The sequence below is a fragment of the Sphingomonas sp. Leaf28 genome, assembly GCF_001421685.1.
Classification (GTDB): domain Bacteria; phylum Pseudomonadota; class Alphaproteobacteria; order Sphingomonadales; family Sphingomonadaceae; genus Sphingomonas; species Sphingomonas aurantiaca.
The window spans coordinates 247731-267750 of sequence record NZ_LMKX01000007.1; the positions used below are offsets into that span (position 1 = coordinate 247731).

The window sequence follows — 20020 nt, forward strand, 5'->3', positions numbered from 1 at the left end:
TCAGGCGGTGAGGGCGGGGGCGGCCGCATGTTCGGGCGCATGCTGCGGATCCTCGTCATGCTCGAACGGTCCCTTGCGGATCGTCGCGAGGATCAGCCGCACCTCGATCATCGCGAGCGTGCCGTAGAGCGCAGTGAAGCCGACGATCGTCGCCCACAACACCCCGCGGGTCAGCGACGACGCGGCCAGGAACGTCGGCAGCACGCCCTCGATCGCCCAGGGCTGGCGGCCGATCTCGGCGAGCATCCAGCCAAGTTCGATCGCGATCCAGGGGAACGGGATCGCGATGGCGGCAAGCTTCAGGAACCAGCGAGTCTGCGTGTGCAGCCGGAGCGAGGTCAGCACGAACGCGGTGCCGAACAGCGCGATCATAAAGAAGCCGATGAACGCCATGATCCGGAAGCTCCAGAACATCAGCGGGACGTTGGGCACCACGTCCCACGCGGTCGAGGCGATCAGCCGCGGGCTCGCCGTTCGCGGGTCGGCGACGTGGCGTTTCAGCAGCAGCGCATAACCAAGGTCGCGCTTGTGCGCCTCGAACCGCGCGCGCTGCGCAAGGTCGGTGCGATCGATCTTGAGATGCTCGACCGCGTCATAGGCGATGACGCCCGAGGTGATCCGTTCCTGCGCCTTGAGCACCAGTTCGGACATCCCCATCACTTCCTTGTCGAGGCTGCGGGTGGCGATCAGGCCGAGGACCCAGGGGATCCGGACCTCGTAGCGCGTCTCGCGCGCGGCAACGTCGGGTATTCCGAACAGCGTCAGCCCGGCGGGAGCGGGGGCGGTGTGCCAGGCAGCCTCGATCGCGGCGAGCTTCATCTTCTGGTTGTCGGTGAGTGCGTAACCGCTCTCGTCGCCGAGGACGACGACCGACAGCGATCCGGCAAGGCCGAACGCCGCAGCGACGGTCATCGAACGGCGCGCGACCGCGACGTAGCGTCCGTTGAGCAGCCAGAAGGCGGAGATGCCGAGTACCACGACCGCGGCGCAGACATAGCCCGCGCTGACGGTGTGGACGAACTTGGCCTGCGCGATCGGGTTGAACAGCACCGCGCCGAAATCGCTGACTTCCATCCGCATCGTGTCGGTGTTGAACACCGCGCCGGTCGGGTTCTGCATCCAGCCGTTCGCGACCAGGATCCACAGCGCGGACAAATTGGTGCCGAGCGCGACCATGAACGTGACGATCAGGTGGCCGAGCTTCGACAGGCGATCCCAGCCGAAGAACATCAGCCCGACGAACGTCGCTTCGAGGAAGAACGCCATCAGCCCCTCGATCGCGAGCGGCGCGCCGAAGATGTCGCCGACATAATGCGAGAAATACGACCAGTTGGTGCCGAACTGGAATTCCATCGTCAGCCCGGTGGCGACGCCCAGCACGAAATTGATCGCGAAGATGCGCCCCCAGAACCGCGTGATCACGCGCCAGATCGGCCGGTTCGTCATGACGTACACGGCCTCCATGATGACGAGCATCATCGACAGCCCGAGCGTCAGCGGCACGAACAGGAAATGGTACAACGCGGTCAGCGCGAATTGCAGCCGCGACAGATCGATGACCCCGAGGTCCATAGTGATGCTCCCCACATGGCCAAGGAGGTCATGTCCGGAGCGCGATCTAGGCGCCGGCCGCGGCCCGAACATTGACCGCGGTCAAAGACGCGCACGGGCGCCCCATCGATGGCGGCGGACATGACCAGTATCACGAAAGACCGCGCGCGCGTCTCCAGAACCTATCTCAAGGAGATGGTCGCCGACGGCGGGAGCGTCCGGACGTCGACGAGCCTGCTCGTGTTCGACACGGTGGCGGCGATCGGGTTCGCGGCAGGGCTGGCCGGCGGTGTCGTCGCGGTATCGTCCGGCGTTTCGGCGATGCTGCCCTGGGCGGTGCTGGCGGGCGCGTCGGGGATCGGGCGCGGGGCTTGCGCGATGCTGGCGGCACGTGTCGGCGCGGGCGGTGCGTGCCGGGCGAAGACCCGGTTGCGGCGGCGGATCGTCACCGCGGCGCTCCACCGATCGCCCGGATCGGACGCCACGACGGGCACGCTGATGAGCGCCGCGGTCGACGAGGTCGATGCGATCGACGGCTATGTCGCGCGCTTCCTGCCCGCGCGGATCGCGGCGTCGATCGCGCCGCTGATCGTGCTCGCCGCGACCGCAGTCGCCAGCCCGATCGCGGCGGCGATCCTTGTCGCGACGTTCTTCCCGTTCGTCGGGGCGATGATCCTAGCGGGCGGCGCCGCGGCGGACGCATCGCGCCGCCAGTTCGTCGCACTCGCGCGTCTGTCGGGGGTGTTTGCCGACCGGATCGGGGCGCTGCCGATCGTGCTCGCGTTTCGCGCGGAAGCGCGCGAGGCGCGTGCGCTTGGCGAGGCATCCGAGGATCTCGCGCGGCGAACGCTCGGCGTGCTGCGTGTCGCCTTCCTGTCGTCGGGGGCGCTCGAGTTCTTCGCGGCGCTGTCGGTCGCGCTGGTCGCGGTCTATGCCGGGTTCAACCTGCTGGGTCTGCTGCCGTTCCCGGTTCCGGAGACGCTGACGCTCGGCCGCGCGTTCTTCGTACTCGCGCTTGCGCCCGAATTCTACGCGCCGATGCGGCGACTGGCGGCGGCCTATCACGATCGGCGGGCGGCGGAGACCGCGGCCGAGCGGTTGGCGGCGGTCGAGCAGGCGAGCGTGGCATCCGCGACGGTCGTGCCGACATGGCCGGAGGCGCTTCCGTCGATCCGCTTCGACTCCGTGTCGGTCCGCTATGACGGGCAGGACCGTGCCGCCGTGTCGGACGTCTCGTTCGAGGTCCGCGCTGGGACGATCGTCGCGCTGGTCGGCCCCTCGGGAAGCGGCAAGAGCAGCCTGCTGCATCTGCTGCTGGGCCTCGCCCCCTTGTCCGGGGGGCGTGTTTCGATCGGCGACCACGACCTTGCCGAGATCGGCAGCATCGCGCCAATCGCCGCGTGGGCGGGCCAGTCGCCGCTGATCCTGCCGGGGACGATCGGCTCGAACATCGCGCTCGCCGATCCGACTGCGTCGGCCGAGCGGATCGCCGAGGTTGCGCGGATCGCCGGGCTGTCGCCGATGCTGTTGGCGCGCGGCGGGCTGGGCGCGACGATCGATGTGCGGGGTGGTAGGATATCGGGCGGCGAGCGGCGCCGGATCGCGCTTGCGCGCGCGCTGTTGAAGCCCGCGCCCGTCATGCTGCTCGACGAGCCGACCGCGCATCTCGATGCGGACGCCGAGGCGCGCCTGATCGAGGTGATCGCGCACGCCTGCGCCGGGCGTACCACGATCATCGCGACGCATAGTGCGCGGCTGGCCGCGATCGCCGATGTCGTCGTCGATCTGGGAGCGGTCGCATGACGGCGTTCGATACGCTGATCGCCGGCGAGCGGCGTCGTCAGCGTCGTCGTCTGTGGCGCGCGAGCGGCTATGCCGCGGTCGTCGCGCTGGCCTCGGTCGTGCTGCTGGGGCTGTCGGGATGGTTCATCACCGCCGCCGCGGTTGCGGGGCTCGCGGGCACGATCGCTGCGCAGGGGTTCAACTACGTGCTGCCTAGCGCGGGGATCCGCCTGCTCGCGATCCTGCGGACCGCCGGGCGCTATGGCGAGCGGCTCGCCAGCCACGACGCGGCGTTCGGCGCGCTCGCCCGCATCCGCCCCGCTTTGTTCCTCGGTTTCGCAGCGGGCCCGGCGGACCATGCTCTGGCGCTGACGCAGGGCGAGGCGACCGCACGCATCGTTCAGGACGTGTCGGTCGTCGAGGCGCAGTTCGTCCGGCTGTCCGCCGTGCCGGGGATGATCACGGCACTGTCGAGTGGTCTGCTCTTGTGCGCGCTCGGGGGCTGGCGTCCCGCGCTGGCGCTTGGCGTGTGCCTCGCCGGAGTGCTGGCCCTCGCGACCGTCCTTGCCCGACGTCTCGAAGCGCCGGGACGCGAGGTGCAGCGCGCGAGCGGCGCGCTCAAGGACGCGTTCGCCGGCGTGGCCGATGCGGCCGCGGAACTGCGCTGCTATGGCGCCGAGGCGGCGGCGTTGGCGGCGGTCGATGCCTGCAGCCTGCGTCTCGCCGAGGCCCAGCGCGCGCAGGCGGGCGTCTCGGGCTGGTTCGACTTCATCCAGGCGGTGGCCCTCGGCGTGGCGGGCGTGTCGGCGTTGCTGCTTGCAGGCCCGTCGGGTGCGCCGATCGCCGCCTTGTGCGCATTGGCGGCGGTGATGACGGTCGACGGCGCAGGACCGGTCCTGCGCAGCCTCGCTCAGCGCAGCGCGGTGCGCGAGGCGACCGCGCGGCTCAACGAGCTGCTGCCTGACGCGGTGGCGGAGGCGCAAGTGGCCAATTGCGGTGCCGCGCCGTCGCTCGCTCTGCTCGGCACGCATTTGCCCGCAGGCGCGCGTGTCGCGCTGATCGGCGCATCGGGGACGGGCAAGACGACGCTCGTCGAAAGCCTGCTCGGTTTGCGCGCGGTGACGGCGGGGACGGCGTTCATCGACGGGACCGACATTGCCGCCATCCCGCTCGCTATCCGGCGCGCGACGTTCGGCTGGGCGCCACAGGATGCTGCGCTGCTGGCCGGCACCGTGCGCGATACGCTCGCGCTCGGCGATCCGCTCGCCGACGAGGCCGCGATGTGGGCGGCGCTTGCCGATGTCGCGCTTGCCGACGTGGTCGCGGCGATGCCGCACGGCCTCGACAGCTGGGTTGGCGAGCATGGCGTGCGGCTGTCGGGCGGCGAACGTCGGCGGCTGGCGCTGGCGCGTGCCTATCTCGTCCCGGCCCCATGGCTATTGCTCGACGAACCGACCGAGGGGCTCGATGCCGCCACCGAGCGACGGGTTGCCGACGGTCTGGCCGCGCGCCTCGAAAGGACGAGGCAGGGGCTGGTCATGGTCAGCCATCGTCCGGCGATGGTGGCGCTGTGCGACCGGCACTGCCCGATCGTGGCGGCACCGGGTTTGGTCGTCACGCTACCCACGGCTACCGAGCCGCAACCGCGTCGCTCTCGCCGACGGTGATGACCGCCGGAGTTTGCCGGCGGTCGGACGGGCGGCCAGAGGCGGGATTCTCCACCGCCGGGTTGTCCGGCGGGAGGAGGGCCGCTCCCCCTCGCCGCGGTTACAGCCGGATGCCGAGCCCAACGCCCAGCACCAGCGGATCGAGGCTGATCGCGACGTGCTGCGTGCCCGCCGCGGTCGTCCGCAGGCGCGCGGTCGTGTCGATGTCGATATATTTGACGTCGAGGTTGAGGAAGACCTTTGGCGTGATGTCGATGTCGACGCCGGCCTGCGCCGCCCAGCCAAGGCTGTCCTTCATGTGGACGTCGGTCGCGCCGACGGCCTTGACGAGCCCGTCGGACGCCCTCTCGTTCCAGAAGATCGTGTAGTTTACGCCCGCGCCGATATAGGGGCGGACCTTGCCCGTCGGGTTCAGATGATATTGCGCGGTCAGCGTCGGCGGCAGGACCCAGGTCGAGGCGAGCTTGCCGATCGATCCGGTCGTGCCGGTGCGGCCGTCGGCGTGATGCTTGGTGGTCGCGGCGATCAGCTCGAAGCCGATGTTATTGGTCGCCATATAGGTGACGTCGACCTCGGGCATGACGCTGTTGTTCACGCGGACACGCTCGCCGGGAAACGCGGGCAGGACGCTGCCGGATTTCTCGTTCGGCGCGACCAGGATGGTCCGGACGCGCAGCAGCACGTCGCCGGCGGCGATGCCCTGGCGCGGGGCCGCGTCGGCTCGCGCCAGCGCGGGGGTGGCCATGGCCATCCCGGCAAGCGCCGCAACGATGGCTAGGCTAGTGTTCGACGATGTCATGGTCCGGCTCCTGCAATCCAAGGCCATCGGGCTAGGCGCAGGGGGCAGCAGTGGCGTTGACCGCGGACAAGGATCGGGTTGACCGCGGTCAAAGACGGCGCGTGGTTCGCAACCGCAGGGCTAGAACGCCGTCACGTGCCCGATGCCAGGATGCAGTACACAAGTACTGGCACGCCAACCAACAGGATCAGGAAGAAAAGATTGAGCTCCATCAGCCGGTTGAGCCAATTCGGCGTTACGTCATGCCCGTCATGGGCATCGGCCTTCGAATAGTGCTGGACGATCGGCTGATCGAATTTCCCGGGAAACGCGTGGCCCGGCCTGGATCCCGAGACTGGTATGGCCGGAGCGGGCTTGGCCTGCTGTCCGGTGTCGGCTGAAGCATGCGCGTCGAATTTGGAGATAGGGTCTGCCACGACAGGGTTTCCGCTTACTCGAGAACATGGGTGTGCAGAGCACATCACAAAGGTCAGATCGAATAATGCCCGAACTCAAACGGCTATTGGCCGCGAGCTCGGGCTAACCCCGTGCGGCGAGTTGGCCGGCGTGGTCGATAAAACGCTTATGTGTCGCGGGAGCGTACATGCGAATACAATCGGGGAACCGCCGCGTGTTGTCAACATCGGACGGATTTGCGCCGCCGGACTTGATCTCCACTGATGAAGCATTAGGTTGATACTGCGGGCCGGGCCCCTCTGGCGTTCGTCTTGGGACGAGCGTGATGTCGGACCGCATCGGGTGAGCCCGGTGGTAAGGCCTGGCCTGATTGCCTCTTGTCATCGCGGCTGATCCGATCTTCCAATCGTCGATCGGAGCGCGGCTATGACCATTTTCTCGTACAAACTGACACAGTTGCACAAGCGGCTGGACGACCAGATCCGGGCCGAGATGAAAGTGCGCATGCCCGATACGCTGCGCCTCCTGCGGCTCAAACGGTTGCGTCTGAGCGTGAAGGATCAGCTGCACGCACGCGCCCTGCGCCAGCAGGTCTGCTGACGCGACGGGTCGACAGGTCGGCATCGACCATCGTCCACACAGATGAGCGTTACCGGTCACGATGGACCGGAAAGGCAAAAGAAGGAGAGCGAACATGGCCTATTATCTACTCGCCGGATTGGCGCTCGCCGCCACGGGCACCGCACTCGGGCTGACAGTGGATCATCAGAACCAGGTGGATCATCATAGCGGTCCGGTCGCGGTCCAGTATCGCGGCGATGTCGCGATCACGCACAAACAGGTCGGCGCGGTTGCGCCTGGGGGAAGGGCGTCGTCGCTGCGTTGCGACTGGGCGGCGACGATGACGGTCGCGCGCCATGCCGTCGCCTCGTCGGGCACGACGCTGGTCCGTACGATCGACAGCGAACCGCTGGTCTCGGGCACACGGCCTGGCTGGTGCGCGACGAGCCACCGCGCGATCGCCAAGGAAGTCGCGGGCAAGACAGTCGCCATCCGGGATCATCTGGTGGTCGTCGCCGGGCAGGACGAGGCGATGCTGCGTGCCGAGCTGGACCGGATCCACGGCCCGCAGCGCGCCGGATGATCCGGGCATTGAAGCGCGCAGGCGTGCTGGGTGTGGCGACCTGCGGACTTGTGGCGCCCGCGTTTGCACAGACCGCCCGGTCGGCCACTGTCGAGGGCATGACGGACGAGGAACGGCGCGGGCTCAGCTGGAGTGGGGGACGCGCCGCCTTGGCGGGTGACGTTCGTGTGTCGCTGGGGCGGCTGGACGCCTCGGCCCGCGCGGTGACGACGCGCGGCAGCGCGCGGCATGGTGGCGCCGATGCGGTCGTCGACCTCGGCATCGGCACGGGATGGGATCTCGGTGCGATCCGGCTACGCGCGGATGCCATCGGGCATGCGTTCGCCGGTGCGCGCGGGCGGATGGATTATGTCGAGGGCGGCCTGTCGGCGAGTTACGGCTATGGCCCGCTCTACGTGACGCTGGGTGCCATCGGCGCGCCGTCGCAGCGCGCGATCGGCGGCAGCAACGTCTATGCCTATGCCAACGCCAATGCGGGTATCCCGGGGACGCCGTTCACCGTCCTCGCCGAGGTCGGGCATTCGTCCGGCAGTGTCCGCAATCCCAATCATGCCGAGCGCCTCCGACCGGGCGGCGATTACACCAACTGGCGGCTAGGGCTCGAACATCGTCGTGACCGATTGACGGTCGGCGTCGACTATATCGGCACCGATGTCTCGCGCTCCGGTGAAGCCAGCCGGTTTGCGGATCGGCGCAATGCGGCGGACCGGCTCATAGGGCATGTGCAGCTGTCGTTCTGACCGGTGTGCATTTTGTAGAGGGACTTCACGCCTCGCCGAACAATTCCCGTTGGGCCTTGTCCAGTTCATCGGCGTAGCGGCGTCGGACGTAGGATTCCGACAACACGCCGAGCACGGTTCCGTCCCCCGTCACGACGGCCATCTCGTCGGCACCGGCCGCGTCGAAGGCGGCCATGACGGTCGTGATGTCGGCGTCGGGGGCGAGTGTCTCCTGCCGGTTGATCGCAAGCGTCCCGATCGGTTCGCTCGCGACCACCGCCTCGGCAAACGCGCTCGCGGTCTGCACGATGCCGGCATAATGCTCCGCGCCGTCGACCAGCACGATCCGGCTCGTCGACCCTAGCGGGAACAGCCGCCGAAACTCGGTCACGCTGATGGCTGCGGGCGTCGCGCGCTCGACCCGGCGCATCATCTGCCCAGCGGTCAGCGTGCGGACCCAGCCAATGTCCCGCGCGCTCTTGATCGTCTCGCCACGCAAATGGAGCCGCCAGGTCGAGAAGGAATAGCCGAACGTTTCGCGAACGATCGTCGAGGAGACCAGCGCCGCAGCGATCGTCGCCCCCGCGAGCGAGAAATCATGCGTCGCCTCGAGCACCAGCATCGCCATCGTCATGGGACCGCCGACGACCGCGACCGCCAACGCCGCCATGCCGACCAGCGCGGCGTTCTGGGGATCGACCAGCGGTTGCCCTGCGATCCACGCCAGTCCGCCCGCATAGAGCTGTCCGAGCAGGCTGCCGAGGAACAGCGAGGCGAAGAACAGCCCGCCGCGAAAGCCGAAGCCGAGCGAGACGACTGAGGCCGCGCACTTGATGATGAAGATTGCCGCAAGAAAGGTCAGCGGTACGGCGAAGGCGAGGTCGAGGTGGAGAGCGCCGTGCCCGGCCGACAAGACCTGCGGCGTCAGCCATGCGAGCGGGACGAGCAGCGCGCCGCCGACGACAGGACGCCATGTCGTCCGGATCGGCAGGCGGCGGGTCAGTGCCTCGACGTCCGCGACCGCGCGCATCAGCAGAATCCCGACCCCGGCTGCGACCGCGCCGAGCCCGGCATAGATGAGGTAGTGATGAGTCTGGACCTGCTCGCTGACCATGGCGTCGACCAGATAGGGCTCGGCGCCGAACGCCTGCGCGACGAGCACCCCCGACAGCGACGCCGCGGCGACGGGGGCGATCGCGGCGGGGGTATAGGCGCCGATGACGATCTCGAACGCGTAGAAGGCCCCCGCCAGCGGCGCGCCGAACGCGCCTGCGATCGCGGCGCCCGTGCCCGCCCCGACCAGGATCCGCAGGTCCGCACGCCGCAGCCTGAACCACCCGCCCGCGATTGATGCGATGACCCCGCCGAGCTGGGCATAGGCGGCCTCGAGTCCGACCGAGGCGCCAAAGCCGTTCGAGATGATCGTCTGCCCTGAAATGACGATGCTGTCGCTCCACGACATCCGGCCGCCGTGCAGTGCATTGGCTTCGACCGCATCGACCATTTGCCGGTTCCGCGCCTTCGTCGCCCAGGAGAATAGCACCAGTGCGAGGCCCCCGACCGGCAGCGCGACGAGGACCAGCACGGGGATCGCGGGCGTCGCGCTGAGCCGCTGTCCGATCGGCAGGCCGAAGAGCAGATGCTGAATCGTCCGCGCAATGGCACCCTGCGCGACGCTCAGCAGGCCGGCACCCCCACCGATCGCCACCGCCAGCAGGATCAGCACCGCCTCGCTCGCGCGCAGGCGGCGGCGCAACCACGACGTCGCCGATCGGATGGCGGCGATGTTCAGCGTCACGCGACCTTCGTCCGCACCACCGTGCGACGGCGCGTGGTCGGCGGCGGTGCAAGGGCAGGGGAGCGAGGAGGGCGCATGGCTCCGGTTAAACCCAACGCTGCATCCGGGCTATGCCAATCTTGCCGGTGGCGGCTTGCCGGCGTCGCTGCGCCGAGCGGAGTGTGTCGCACGGCGAAGTCCCTGCGCGCCGGTTCCGCTCCGGGCGCAGGCGCTTACAAGACCTGAAAAGGGAAGTGTCGTTGCCATTTGAATCGCTGTTTCGTCGCATCGGCATCGTTGCCGGTCTGTCCGGTCTCGCGGCCTGCGTCCCCGCCGGGCGCGAGACGCTGTCGCCCGCAGCGCTGCCGATCACGGTGCAAACGACCACGCCCGCGCGCACGCCGCCGACGCTTCCCGCGAGGCGATCGCAGCCATCGGCCGACCTGCTCAACGCGGTGCAGGCGCTGGGCGCGGGGTTCGATGGCGCGGTCGGCATCAGCGTCCGCGATATCGACGAGGGCTGGGTCGTCGCGTGGGAAGGCGATACACCGCGTCCGCAGCAAAGCGTCAGCAAGCTGTGGGTCGCGATCGCGGTCATGGATGCGGTCGATCGCGGCCAGATGTCGCTCGCCGATCCGGTGACCGTCACGCGGTCCGATCTCACCGTCTTCCACCAGCCGATCCGGGCGCTCGTCGGGCCCGACGGCTACAGGACGACCATCGGCGCGTTGCTGAGCGGTGCGATGACGCGCAGCGACAACACGTGCAACGACGTGCTGCTCTGGCGCGTCGGCGGACCGGTTGCGATCAACCGGATGCTTGCGGCGAAAGGCATCGCGGGCGTCACGTTCGGCCCCGGCGAGCGCCACCTGCAAGCCCGCACCGCAGGCCTCGAATGGCGATCCGAATGGGCCGGCGGCTGGGGGTTTCTGCAGGCACGCGCCGCGATGACCTACGAGGCACGAGACAGAGCCTTGCGCCGCTATCTCGCCGCGCCGATCGATGGCGCGTCGAGCAATGGCGTCACGCTCGGGCTATCGTTGCTCGCGCAGGGCAAGCTGCTGAGCGCGCGCTCGACCACGTCGCTGCTAACGTTGATGCGTTCAAGCAAGACCGGCCCGCTCCGCCTCAAATCGGGGCTTCGGCCTGGCTGGACGCTCGCGCACAAGACGGGGACGGGGCAGGAGCTCGGCACCCTGTCGACCGGGTATAACGATGTCGGATTGCTCGTCGCGCCCGATGGGCACCGCTATGCGATTGCCGTGATGATCGCCAGCACGCGCAAGCCTATCCCTGCGCGGATGCGGCTGATGGGCGACCTCACGCGAGCCGTCGTCGCGGCGGCGGATCGGTAACATCACAATCATGTCGTGATTGGAGATCCGCGTGCGAGCCGGGAAGCTCGCACGCGTGAACGTCACGGCTGGCCGCTACCGCCCGCGGCGCCATAGATCTGGCCATTGGCATAACTCGCGTCCGCCGCGGCGAGCTGGACGTAGATCGAGCCCAGTTCGGCCGGCTGCCCGGGGCGGCCGAGCGGGGTATTGCCGCCGAACTGCTGCAGCTTCTCCATCGTCGCGCCGCCCGAGACCTGGAGCGGCGTCCAGATCGGTCCAGGGGCCACGCCGTTGACCCGGATACCCTTCGGCCCGAGCTGCTTGGCCAGCGACTTCGTGAAGTTCATCATCGCCGCCTTGGTCATCGCATAGTCGACCAGATCCTTTGATGGATCATAAGCCTGTTCCGACGTCGTCTGGATGATCGCGGAGCCGGGCTTCAGATGCGGCAGCGCGGCCTTGGTGACGTAGAACATGCCGTACAGGTTGGTCTTCATCGTCGCGTCGAAATCCTCGTCGGTGATATCGAGCAACGACTGCTTCTGCTGCTGCCGGCTGGCATTGTTGACGAGAATGTCGAGGCCGCCGAGCTGCTTCACCGCGGTATCGACGAGCTGCATGCAATAGGCACGGTCGCGCAGATCGCCCGGGATCGCGACCGCCTTGCGCCCAGCCTGCCGGATCAGTGCGACGACTTCGCGCGCGTCGGGTTCCTCCGCGGGGAGGTACGCGATCGCGACATCGGCGCCTTCCCGCGCGAACGCGATCGCCGCCGCGCGGCCCATGCCGGAATCACCGCCGGTAATTAGTGCTTTGCGTCCCTTGAGCCGGCCCGAGCCCTTGTAGCTGGTCTCGCCGTGATCGGGGCGCGGGGTCATCTTGCTCGCAAGCCCCGGAAACGGCTGCGACTGGCGTGCGAATGGGGGCTTGGGATATTGCGTGGTCGGATCGGTCAGCGGCGTATCGGACACAGCCGCTGCGCCCTGGCCGAACGCGGGGACGGCAGCAGCCGCGAGGCCGACCGCCGCGCCGCCGACGAGACCGCGCCGGCTCACATGGTCGGACCCGCTCACGACTTGGCGCTGCCCGGCTCGGCCATCTTGCGATGCTGTTCGGCGAGCACCGATCCGGGGATGACGTTGGCCAGCACCCCCTGGACCTTGGTCATCAGCCCCGAGAACACCGACGGCTTGCCGCTCATCAGCGCATCCCAACCGTCCTTGGCGACATCGGCCGCGTCGCGCTTGTTCGGATCGGTGCCGACCGAGGTGTCGTTCATGTCGGCGCGGTCGAAGAATTCGGTGTCGACCGGGCCGGGCATCAGCGTCGTCAATGTGACGCCGTCCGCCTCCTTGATCTCGTTGCGCAGCGCTTCGGTGAAGCTGTCGATGAACGCCTTCGAGCCGTTATAGACCGCCTGGAAGGCACCGGGGATATAGCCTGCGACCGATCCGGTCACGAGCACCTTGCCGTCGTTGCGCGCGACCATCGCGGGCAGCACCTTCTGGACGAGGTAGAGCGTGCCGGTGATGTTGGTATCCACCACGTTGCGCCAGTCGGCGAGCGCCTGGTCGAGGAAGCCGTGGCCGAGCCCTTGGCCGGCGTTCGCGCAAAGCACGTCGACCTTGCGGCCGTTGGTGGCGGCGAGCAGCGCGTCGACGCCCTCGATCGTCGAGAGGTCCGCCTCGACCGCGGTGACGTCGGTGCCGAACTGTTTGAAGTCGGCGGCGGCGGCCTGGATCAGCGCTTCGTTGGCGACGACGAGGATGTCGTAGCCATCCTTTGCGGCGAGCGTGGCAAGTTCGAAGCCGATACCCGTCGAGGCACCGGTGATGATTGCGAATTTATCGGCCATGTCGTCAAATCCTCTCAATTGAAGCCGGGTTTCAGCACGACTTTGGTCACTTCGTCCTGGTTGTTCTTGAACATGTCATAGCCCTTGGGGGCGTCCTCCAAGTCCATCCGGTGCGAGATCAGGAAGGTCGTGTCGATCTTGCCTTCCATGATCGCGTTGAGCAGCGCGGGCATGTAATGCTGGACATGCGTCTGGCCGGTCTTGAGCGTCAGGCCCTTTTCCATGAGCGCGCCGAGCGGGAACTTGTCGATGAACCCGCCATAGACCGCCGGCATCGACACGCGCCCGCCCTTGCGGCAGGCGATGATCGCCTGGCGGATCGAATGCGCACGATCGGTACCGAGGAAGGTCGACGCCTTGATCTGGTCGAGCACGTTGTCGACGAAGAACCCGTGTGCCTCCAGCCCGACGCTGTCGATCACCGCGTCGGGGCCGATCCCGCCGGTCATCACCATCAGCGCCTCGTAGACCGCGCTTTCCTCGTAATTGATCGTTTCGGCGCCGAACTTCTTCGCGAGTTCGAGGCGGTGCGGGAAATGGTCAATCGCGATGACGCGCTCGGCGCCCATCAGGAATGCCGACTGGACCGCGAACAGACCGACCGGGCCGCAGCCCCAGACCGCGACCGTGTCGCCGGGCTCGATCTGCGCATTCTCCGCCGCCATCCAGCCGGTCGGCAGGATGTCCGAGAGGAACAGCACCTTCTCGTCGTCGACGCCGTCCGGGATCACGATCGGCCCGACATCGCTGAACGGCACGCGGACATATTCCGCCTGACCGCCGGCATAGCCGCCGGTCATGTGGCTGTAGCCGAACAGCCCCGCCATCGGCTGGCCGTACAGTTCCTGCGCGATGTCCTGATTGTCGGCGGGAAGGCCGTTGTCGCATGCCGAATATTGATGCTTGCTGCAGTGATAGCAGCTGCCGCACGCGATCGTGAACGGCACGACGACCTTCTGGCCCTTCTTCAGCGTCGACTTCGCGCCGACCTCGACGACCTCGCCCATGAACTCGTGGCCGAGGATGTCGCCGGCCCGCATCGTCGGGATATAATTGTCGTAGAGATGCAGGTCGGAGCCGCAGATCGCGGTCGCGGTGACCTTGATGATGCAGTCGCGTGGGTTGATGATCTCGGGGTCGTCGACGGTATCGACGCGGACGTCATGCTTACCGTGCCATGCCACAGCGCGCATCAGGCCATCTCCTCTTCGTGCTGCTTGCGGGTCATCGCGGCGGTCGCGATCTCGCCGGTTTCCATCAGTTGCTTGAAGCGCCGCAGGTCGCGGCGCGCCTGGATCGCGGGTTCGCGCTGGAACAGCTTGGCGATCAGTTTGCCGACGATTCCGCCGGGCGGATCATAAGCAATCGTCGCGGTGACGACGGTGCCGCGCGCGCCGGCGTCGCGAAACTCGACCCGGCCGCTGTTCGCGACATCGGCGCCGGGCTCGGACGTCCAGGCGATGACGCTGTCCTGCGCTTCCTCGGTCACCACGGCGTCCCACTCGACCGTCTTGCCAGCAGGGGCCTTCACGACCCAGTGCGACCTTTTCGCGTCGAGAATGTCGATCCGCTCGACATTTTCCATGAACGTCGGCAGGTTCGCAAAGTCGCGGAAATAGGCGAAGACTTCACCGACCGGCCGATTGATCGTAACCGCGCGCGCAACCAGAGAGTTTCCCTGCTCACCGGGGATTGCGGACTCCGCCAGAGCATCGCCTTTCTTCCACGTCGTCGGTGGGGCGTCGTCGGTATGATCGGTTTTCCTATCCGTCATGTCGGTTGATCCTCTGTTTGGTGAGCGACGATCAAATCAAGATCTGACTTCGTCACGATGCTATTTTTGCAGCTGTTACTCTGGTGAACGGCGGAACCTTTAGGACTTCGCTATGTGCGCAGTGGCCGGTTCGACCGACTTCCCCGCAGGGAAGCGCGCCGTCGTTATTTGGTATTTACCATGTTTCTCCACCGCGAGTAGAACAGCGGGAATTGTTGTTCGTTCCGCTCGTCCGCAGATAACAAAATTGTATTGATCGAGGTTGTGAGCGTCTTGCCTCAGGGCGAGCAATCGGATTGCTGTGCGATCAAAATACGCAGCGCGCGGCCAGCCCGCTTCCCGGCACGCAGCCTGCAGGCGCCACGTTGCTCAAGGACGCCGTTCGGCATAACAGAACTCATGGAACGGCGGGCGGCCACCGGCACCGCCCCGCGTTCCAGCGAACGGGGCAAGGAATTCGAAGGCAATGCGGTTGGGGGTAACGAGGCACTGGTCGATCGCGATCGCGCTGACGGCATCTCTTGCGTCAGCGGCCAATGGCCAGACCGCGCAGACCGGACCGACCGCGCTGAGCTTCGACGCGGCGCAATTGCGGTTCGATCGTAGCTCGCGCGCGATCAGTGCGGCCGATCACGGCGTCGATGCGGCGAAGGCTGGGGCGGATGCGGTGCGGACGCTGCACCGGCCGATCGTCACCGCGTCCGCGCAATATCTGGTTTACCAGAAGACTCTGTCGGTCGACGTGACCGGAGAGAAGAGCGCGGCGCTAGGCAACACGCAGGACTTCCTCGCCGCGTTTCCCGGGAGCGTACCGCCCGCGTTCCAGCAGATCGCGAGCGAGATCAGCGGCCGTCTCTCGCAGGCGCTGCCGGGACTGTTCGATGCGATCCCCGATCAGCTCAGCTACCGCTTCCGCGACGAGGTGTTTCGGCCGACCGTGCAGGCCGCACTGCCGATCTATACTGGCGGCGCGATCCCCGCGGTCCAGCGCGCCGCGAAAGGCGGCGTCGCGATGGCGGAAGGGCGTCGTGCGCAGGTCGTCGATCTCGCGCGGCTCAACCTGATCCGCGCGTATTTCGGGCAGCAGGCCGCCGCCGGACTGCTGGAGGCGGCCCGGCGGAGCCGCGACGCGCTGGACAAGATCGCGTCGGATTCACGCAAGCTGGAGGCGGCGGGCGTGATCCCGCACGCGCGCACGCTGGAGGTGCAGGTCGCACGCGACACCGCCGAGCGGACCTATCAGCGTGCCGAGCTGTCGAGCGCGACTGCGCGCGACGAACTGGCGCGGCTGCTCGATCTCGACACGGTGGTGCCGACGACAGCCTTGTTCGTGCAGACCCGCCCCCTCGCGCCGGTCGAGACGTTCCTCGGCAGCGAGGGCAGCGCGCCCGAAGCACGGACCGCGGATGCCGGGCGCCAGATCGCCGATGCCGGCGTCGCGCTCGCCCGCTCCAGGCGTCTGCCGCAGGCCTATGCGTTCGGGGAATATAATCTCAACCGCTCGAACGCATTGCCGATCGAGCCCGACTGGATCGCCGGCGTCGGCGTCCGCTACACGATCCTGTCCAACATCGATCGCAGGCGTACCGAAGATGCCGCGCGCGCGCAGGCTGCGGCGGCGGCCGACACCGCCGCGGAGGCCCGTCGTATCGCCACCAGCGCGACGATCCGCGCGTATAATCTCGTCGAGGGCGCGCGGCGGTCGTTCGTCCTGCTCGACAGCAGCATCGCCGCGGCGCGCGAGAATGTGCGAGTCCAGTCGGTCGCGTTTCGCGAAGGCGAGGGGACCGCGACGCCGGTGATCGCCGCGCAGGCCGCGCTCGATACCGCGGAGGCGCAGCGGATCGCGGTCGCCTATGAATATGATCTCGCGCTCGCCGGGCTGCTCGCCTCGGCCAGCCGGCTCGACGCGTTCGGCAGCCACTTCGCGCGCGCCGACCAGCGCCTCGTCTACGGAACCGGACAATGAGTGATCCCACCGCACCCCCCACACGCCGCGCACGCATCCTTCTCTATGTCGGCCTCGTCGTCGTCGTGGCGATCGTTGGCGTAGGATTATGGCTGGCCAGCCGCCCGGCGCCCGAACAGATCCAGGGCATGGTCGAGGCGGACAGCGTCAACGTCGCGACCAAGGCGCTGGCGCGGGTCGACCGGCTGCTCGTCGACGAGGGCGCGCGCGTGAAGGCGGGGCAGGTGCTGGCGACGCTGTCGAGCCCCGAGCTGGGCAATGCCGAACGTCAGGCGCAGGGCGCGCTCGACACTGCGCGCGCGCTGGACGCGGTCGCGCGTGCGGGGGCCCGCAGCGAGGATGTCGGGTCGCTCCGCGCGATCTGGCAGTCGGCGCAGGCCGCCGCGACGCTCGGTGCGACGTCGAGCCGCCGCGCCGACACGCTCTATGCCGAGGGCGTCATCGCGGCGCAGCGGCGCGACGAGGCACATGCCGCGCGCGACAGCAGCCAGCGGTCGGCGGAGGCCGCGCGGCTGCAATATGAAAAAGCGCTGGCGGGCACGCGGAGCGAGGACAAGCAGGCCGCCGCCGCGCAGGTCCGGATCGCGCAGGCGGGGCTGTCGACCGCACAGTCGCTGATGAACGAGACCAGGCTGGTGTCGCCGATCGCCGGCGAGGTCTCGCGCAAATTGCTCCAGCCCGGCGAGATCGTCAGCCCGGTGCTACCCGCCTATCAGGTGATCGACATCGATCATCCGCGCGTCGAGATTACAGTGCGGGAGAGCCACTATGCCGGGATCCACCCCGGCGGGATCCTGATCGGCCATGTTCCCGCGCTGGCGCGCGACATCCGGTTCCGCGTCTTCCGGATCGCGCCGGAGGCCGAATTCGCGACCGTCCGCGCGACGCGTCAGTCGAGCGGCTACGACGTGCGCGCCTTTGGCGTGCAACTGCGACCGGTCGAGCGCGTGGCCGATCTGCGGCCGGGTATGAGCGTGCTGTTCGACTGGCCACGATGACCGCGTTCCGCGCCGCGCTGGTCGAGGAGCTCGCGCATCTGTGGCGCGACCGGTTCGATCTCGCGCTGCTGACTCTGGTCCCGTTGGTCTGCTTGCTCGTTATGGGTGGGATGATGTCGCAGGGGTCGCCGCGCGGGCTCGGCGTGGTGATCGTCGACCAGGATCGCAGCACCGCGTCACGCGCGATCGTACACGCCGTCAGTTCGGTGGCTACGCTGAGCGTGATCGATAGCGTATCGACGCCGTCGGAAGCGTTCGCGGCGATCCGTCGCGAACGCGCGGTCGCGGTCGTCGTCCTGCCACGCGGTCTTGGCAGCGCCCGGCGTGCGGCGACCCCGCCCACGGTCGAGATCTTCTACCAGACCGCGTTCCTGTCGACCGGCGCGCTGACCTCGGCACTGCTCCAGGCGACGATCACCGCGGAGCTCGCCCGACAGGCGCCGTCGCAATCCGGGCTGGCGGGGGTGGCACTGCTCCGCGTGCCGTTGCCGGGGGTGGAGGTGACGTTGCTCGGCAACGCGTCGGCGAGCCTCGAATGGTATCTCGGCCTGTTGATCGGTCCGGCGGTCCTGCATCTGCTGATCGCGGTGACTGCGGCTGCATCGCTCGGGCGCGAGCTGGTCGACGGTTCGCTCGGGGGCTGGGCGGCGCGGGTCGGTTCGCCGGTGCTCGCCGTCGCCGGGCGTCTGGTGCCGCATGTCGCGATCGGTACCGCCTGGCTGTGCCTCTGGCTGGTGTGGCTCACGCTGGGGCAGGGCTTTGCGTTCACCGGCGCGATCGGGCTCGTCGCGATCGGCGGGCTGCTGCTGTTCGTGGCAAGCGCGGCGATCGCGGCGCTGCTGATCCTGCTGACCGGCGAGGTCGCTACCAGCCTGTCCGCCAGCGTGATCTATGCCGGCTCCGCGCTCGCCTATTCGGGAGCGTCGCTGCCGATCACCGGCGGCCTTGCTTTCGCCCGGATCTGGAGCGCGATCCTGCCGCTCACCCATTATGTCACGCTCGAAATGGATCAGGCGATCGGCGTCGATCTCGCGGTCTGGGCGAAACAGGCGGCAATCCTCCTCCTCGCCGCGCTCATCGCGGGCGGCGGCGCGGCGCTGCTGCTGCGGCGCCAGGCGCGGAAGGCGGCATGACCTTCCGCCACGCCTTCGAGGGCGCGCTGCTCGAGATCCTGCGGACGCGCGATCTGGTCGCAGTCGCGGTGGTCTCCGTGCTGTTCTACGCCTTCTACTATCCGGCGCCCTATGCGCATCAGGTCGTCGAGCGGTTGCCGATCGCGGTCGTCGATGCCGATCGCAGCCCGCTGTCGCGCGCGATCATCCGCAACCTGGAGGCGGCGCACGAGGTCGAGATCGCCGCATATGCCCCCGACATGCTGGCGGCGCGCGCGCTCGTCCGCAGCCGGCAGGTCGAGGGTATCCTGCTGATACCGCACGATGTCGGCGCGTCGGTGGCCAAGGGGCGGCCGGGCGCGGGGATCGCGGTCTGGCTCAATGGCGCGTATCTTCTGCGCGCGGAGGCGGTCGGCAAGACGATCGCGACCGCGATCGGCGCCACGCTGGAGGCCCGCGCGCCGGGCGTGGCGACACCGGGCCTGACGCCGGTCGTCACGCGGCCGTTGTTCAACACGACGCAAGGGTATCGCGATTATATTTTCCCGGCGGTCGCCAATATCATCCTGCAACAGACCTTGCTGTTCGCGGCCGCGCGCTTCGTGGCCGAGCGGCGGCGCACCGGCCGGTGGCAGCACCATCGGCGCGCGGTGCTGGGCGTTTGGGCCGCCTGCGCCACGATCGGCACGCTGAGCACGCTCTTCTATTTCGGCCTTGTCTACTGGCTTCAGGACATTCCGCACGGCGGCAACATACCGGCGTTGCTGCTGACCGTCCCGCTGTTCGCCGCGACTGTCGCCGCCGCGGCGCTGATGGTCGGCAGCATGGTGCGGAGCGGCGACGACGCGCTGAAGCTGCTCATTCCCACTTCGATCCCGTTCGTCTTCCTGTCGGGGTTCGCATGGCCGCTCGTCGCGATGCCCGGCTGGGTGCAGGCGATCGCCTGGACGATACCGGCCACGCCCGCGATGCACATCTTCATTCCGCTCAACCAGATGGGCGCATCGCTCGGCGAGGTCCGCGGCGCGCTCGCGATCCTCGTCGTGCAGCTGGCGGTATTCGGATCGGTGGCGGGCTATAGGCTGACCCGACGAGCGCGCGTGCGATCGGCACCCGTCGGACCCTGATCAGCTCGGCGCC

18 protein-coding genes are annotated in these 20020 nt (G+C 68.1%); 10 read left to right on the forward strand and 8 right to left on the reverse strand.

Going from position 1 to position 20020, the window contains the following annotated elements; translation table 11 throughout:
* Positions 1-1572 carry a cytochrome ubiquinol oxidase subunit I gene (locus ASE79_RS07675; protein WP_056414290.1) on the reverse strand — a complete coding sequence of 524 codons (1572 nt, stop codon included), beginning with the start codon at positions 1570-1572 and terminating at the stop codon, positions 1-3.
* Between the two features lie 120 nt (positions 1573-1692).
* On the opposite strand from ASE79_RS07675, the gene cydD reads away from it, so the two are divergent.
* Together cydD and ASE79_RS07685 are read left to right on the forward strand one after the other, a co-directional pair.
* Complete coding sequence (gene cydD, locus ASE79_RS07680; RefSeq protein ID WP_056415693.1) at positions 1693-3354, forward strand: thiol reductant ABC exporter subunit CydD; 1662 nt, start codon at positions 1693-1695, stop codon at positions 3352-3354.
* Complete coding sequence (locus tag ASE79_RS07685) at positions 3351-5000, forward strand: amino acid ABC transporter ATP-binding/permease protein (RefSeq protein ID WP_082445167.1); 1650 nt, start codon at positions 3351-3353, stop codon at positions 4998-5000. The genes cydD and ASE79_RS07685 overlap by 4 nt, the downstream gene beginning before the upstream one ends.
* A gap of 100 nt (positions 5001-5100) precedes the next feature.
* Here ASE79_RS07685 and ASE79_RS07690 read toward each other — a convergent pair whose 3' ends face one another.
* On the reverse strand, positions 5101-5751 hold the full coding sequence (locus tag ASE79_RS07690) for an OmpW/AlkL family protein (RefSeq protein WP_056414293.1): 651 nt from the start codon (positions 5749-5751) through the stop codon (positions 5101-5103).
* A gap of 179 nt (positions 5752-5930) precedes the next feature.
* Positions 5931-6215 carry a hypothetical protein gene (locus ASE79_RS07695; protein ID WP_056414295.1) on the reverse strand — a complete coding sequence of 95 codons (285 nt, stop codon included), beginning with the start codon at positions 6213-6215 and terminating at the stop codon, positions 5931-5933.
* Positions 6216-6621: 406 nt separating this feature from the next.
* Here ASE79_RS07695 and ASE79_RS20300 point away from each other — a divergent pair, with 406 nt between their 5' ends.
* The 3 genes from ASE79_RS20300 to ASE79_RS07705 all read left to right on the forward strand — a co-directional run bounded on the left by ASE79_RS20300 (position 6622) and on the right by ASE79_RS07705 (position 8079).
* Complete coding sequence (locus ASE79_RS20300) at positions 6622-6795, forward strand: DUF465 domain-containing protein (RefSeq protein ID WP_082445169.1); 174 nt, start codon at positions 6622-6624, stop codon at positions 6793-6795.
* A gap of 94 nt (positions 6796-6889) precedes the next feature.
* Positions 6890-7339 (forward strand): hypothetical protein, encoded by a 450-nt coding sequence (locus ASE79_RS07700; protein WP_056414297.1) that lies wholly within the window; start codon positions 6890-6892, stop codon positions 7337-7339.
* Positions 7336-8079: a TorF family putative porin gene (locus ASE79_RS07705; RefSeq protein WP_056414299.1), complete on the forward strand. Its 744-nt coding sequence runs from the start codon at positions 7336-7338 to the stop codon at positions 8077-8079. Before ASE79_RS07700 ends, ASE79_RS07705 begins: the two co-directional genes overlap by 4 nt.
* A gap of 25 nt (positions 8080-8104) precedes the next feature.
* Here the strand turns inward: ASE79_RS07705 and ASE79_RS07710 are convergent, their stop codons facing one another.
* Entirely contained in the window at positions 8105-9850 is a 1746-nt protein-coding gene (locus ASE79_RS07710) for a chloride channel protein (protein ID WP_416354509.1), read from the reverse strand.
* A gap of 245 nt (positions 9851-10095) precedes the next feature.
* Between ASE79_RS07710 and ASE79_RS07715 the strand changes: the two genes are divergently transcribed.
* Positions 10096-11190, forward strand: a complete 1095-nt coding sequence (locus ASE79_RS07715) for a serine hydrolase (protein ID WP_056415702.1) — start codon at positions 10096-10098, stop codon at positions 11188-11190.
* Between the two features lie 62 nt (positions 11191-11252).
* Here the strand turns inward: ASE79_RS07715 and ASE79_RS07720 are convergent, their stop codons facing one another.
* The 4 genes from ASE79_RS07720 to ASE79_RS07735 are packed head-to-tail and all read right to left on the reverse strand — an operon-like array spanning position 11253 to position 14801.
* Entirely contained in the window at positions 11253-12245 is a 993-nt protein-coding gene (locus ASE79_RS07720) for an SDR family oxidoreductase (protein ID WP_056414303.1), read from the reverse strand.
* On the reverse strand, positions 12242-13027 hold the full coding sequence (locus ASE79_RS07725; RefSeq protein ID WP_056414306.1) for an SDR family NAD(P)-dependent oxidoreductase: 786 nt from the start codon (positions 13025-13027) through the stop codon (positions 12242-12244). The genes ASE79_RS07720 and ASE79_RS07725 overlap by 4 nt, the downstream gene beginning before the upstream one ends.
* Positions 13028-13041: 14 nt before the next feature.
* Positions 13042-14220 (reverse strand): zinc-dependent alcohol dehydrogenase, encoded by a 1179-nt coding sequence (locus tag ASE79_RS07730; RefSeq protein WP_056414310.1) that lies wholly within the window; start codon positions 14218-14220, stop codon positions 13042-13044.
* Positions 14220-14801: an SRPBCC family protein gene (locus tag ASE79_RS07735; RefSeq protein WP_056414314.1), complete on the reverse strand. Its 582-nt coding sequence runs from the start codon at positions 14799-14801 to the stop codon at positions 14220-14222. The genes ASE79_RS07730 and ASE79_RS07735 overlap by 1 nt, the downstream gene beginning before the upstream one ends.
* Before the next feature lie 466 nt (positions 14802-15267).
* On the opposite strand from ASE79_RS07735, the gene ASE79_RS07740 reads away from it, so the two are divergent.
* From ASE79_RS07740 to ASE79_RS07755, 4 genes are read left to right on the forward strand one after another with little or no spacing between them, the layout of a single operon-like run.
* The gene (locus tag ASE79_RS07740; protein WP_056414317.1) at positions 15268-16770 is read left to right on the forward strand and encodes a TolC family protein; all 1503 of its coding nucleotides are present in this window, start codon (positions 15268-15270) and stop codon (positions 16768-16770) included.
* Positions 16767-17768 (forward strand): HlyD family secretion protein, encoded by a 1002-nt coding sequence (locus tag ASE79_RS07745; RefSeq protein WP_056414320.1) that lies wholly within the window; start codon positions 16767-16769, stop codon positions 17766-17768. Before ASE79_RS07740 ends, ASE79_RS07745 begins: the two co-directional genes overlap by 4 nt.
* Positions 17765-18901 (forward strand): ABC transporter permease, encoded by a 1137-nt coding sequence (locus ASE79_RS07750; RefSeq protein WP_056414323.1) that lies wholly within the window; start codon positions 17765-17767, stop codon positions 18899-18901. Before ASE79_RS07745 ends, ASE79_RS07750 begins: the two co-directional genes overlap by 4 nt.
* Positions 18898-20007 (forward strand): ABC transporter permease, encoded by a 1110-nt coding sequence (locus ASE79_RS07755; RefSeq protein ID WP_056414326.1) that lies wholly within the window; start codon positions 18898-18900, stop codon positions 20005-20007. The genes ASE79_RS07750 and ASE79_RS07755 overlap by 4 nt, the downstream gene beginning before the upstream one ends.
* Positions 20008-20020: the final 13 nt, after the last annotated feature.

Coding starts and splice junctions, on each gene's coding strand:
- ASE79_RS07675 (WP_056414290.1), bottom strand. CDS start 1,572: ATGGACCTCGGGGTCATCGATCTGTCGCGGCTGCAATTCGCGCTGACC.
- cydD (WP_056415693.1), top strand. CDS start 1,693: ATGACCAGTATCACGAAAGACCGCGCGCGCGTCTCCAGAACCTATCTC.
- ASE79_RS07685 (WP_082445167.1), top strand. CDS start 3,351: ATGACGGCGTTCGATACGCTGATCGCCGGCGAGCGGCGTCGTCAGCGT.
- ASE79_RS07690 (WP_056414293.1), bottom strand. CDS start 5,751: ATGGCCATGGCCACCCCCGCGCTGGCGCGAGCCGACGCGGCCCCGCGC.
- ASE79_RS20300 (WP_082445169.1), top strand. CDS start 6,622: ATGACCATTTTCTCGTACAAACTGACACAGTTGCACAAGCGGCTGGAC.
- ASE79_RS07700 (WP_056414297.1), top strand. CDS start 6,890: ATGGCCTATTATCTACTCGCCGGATTGGCGCTCGCCGCCACGGGCACC.
- ASE79_RS07705 (WP_056414299.1), top strand. CDS start 7,336: ATGATCCGGGCATTGAAGCGCGCAGGCGTGCTGGGTGTGGCGACCTGC.
- ASE79_RS07725 (WP_056414306.1), bottom strand. CDS start 13,027: ATGGCCGATAAATTCGCAATCATCACCGGTGCCTCGACGGGTATCGGC.
- ASE79_RS07730 (WP_056414310.1), bottom strand. CDS start 14,220: ATGCGCGCTGTGGCATGGCACGGTAAGCATGACGTCCGCGTCGATACC.
- ASE79_RS07735 (WP_056414314.1), bottom strand. CDS start 14,801: ATGACGGATAGGAAAACCGATCATACCGACGACGCCCCACCGACGACG.
- ASE79_RS07740 (WP_056414317.1), top strand. CDS start 15,268: ATGCGGTTGGGGGTAACGAGGCACTGGTCGATCGCGATCGCGCTGACG.
- ASE79_RS07745 (WP_056414320.1), top strand. CDS start 16,767: ATGAGTGATCCCACCGCACCCCCCACACGCCGCGCACGCATCCTTCTC.
- ASE79_RS07750 (WP_056414323.1), top strand. CDS start 17,765: ATGACCGCGTTCCGCGCCGCGCTGGTCGAGGAGCTCGCGCATCTGTGG.
- ASE79_RS07755 (WP_056414326.1), top strand. CDS start 18,898: ATGACCTTCCGCCACGCCTTCGAGGGCGCGCTGCTCGAGATCCTGCGG.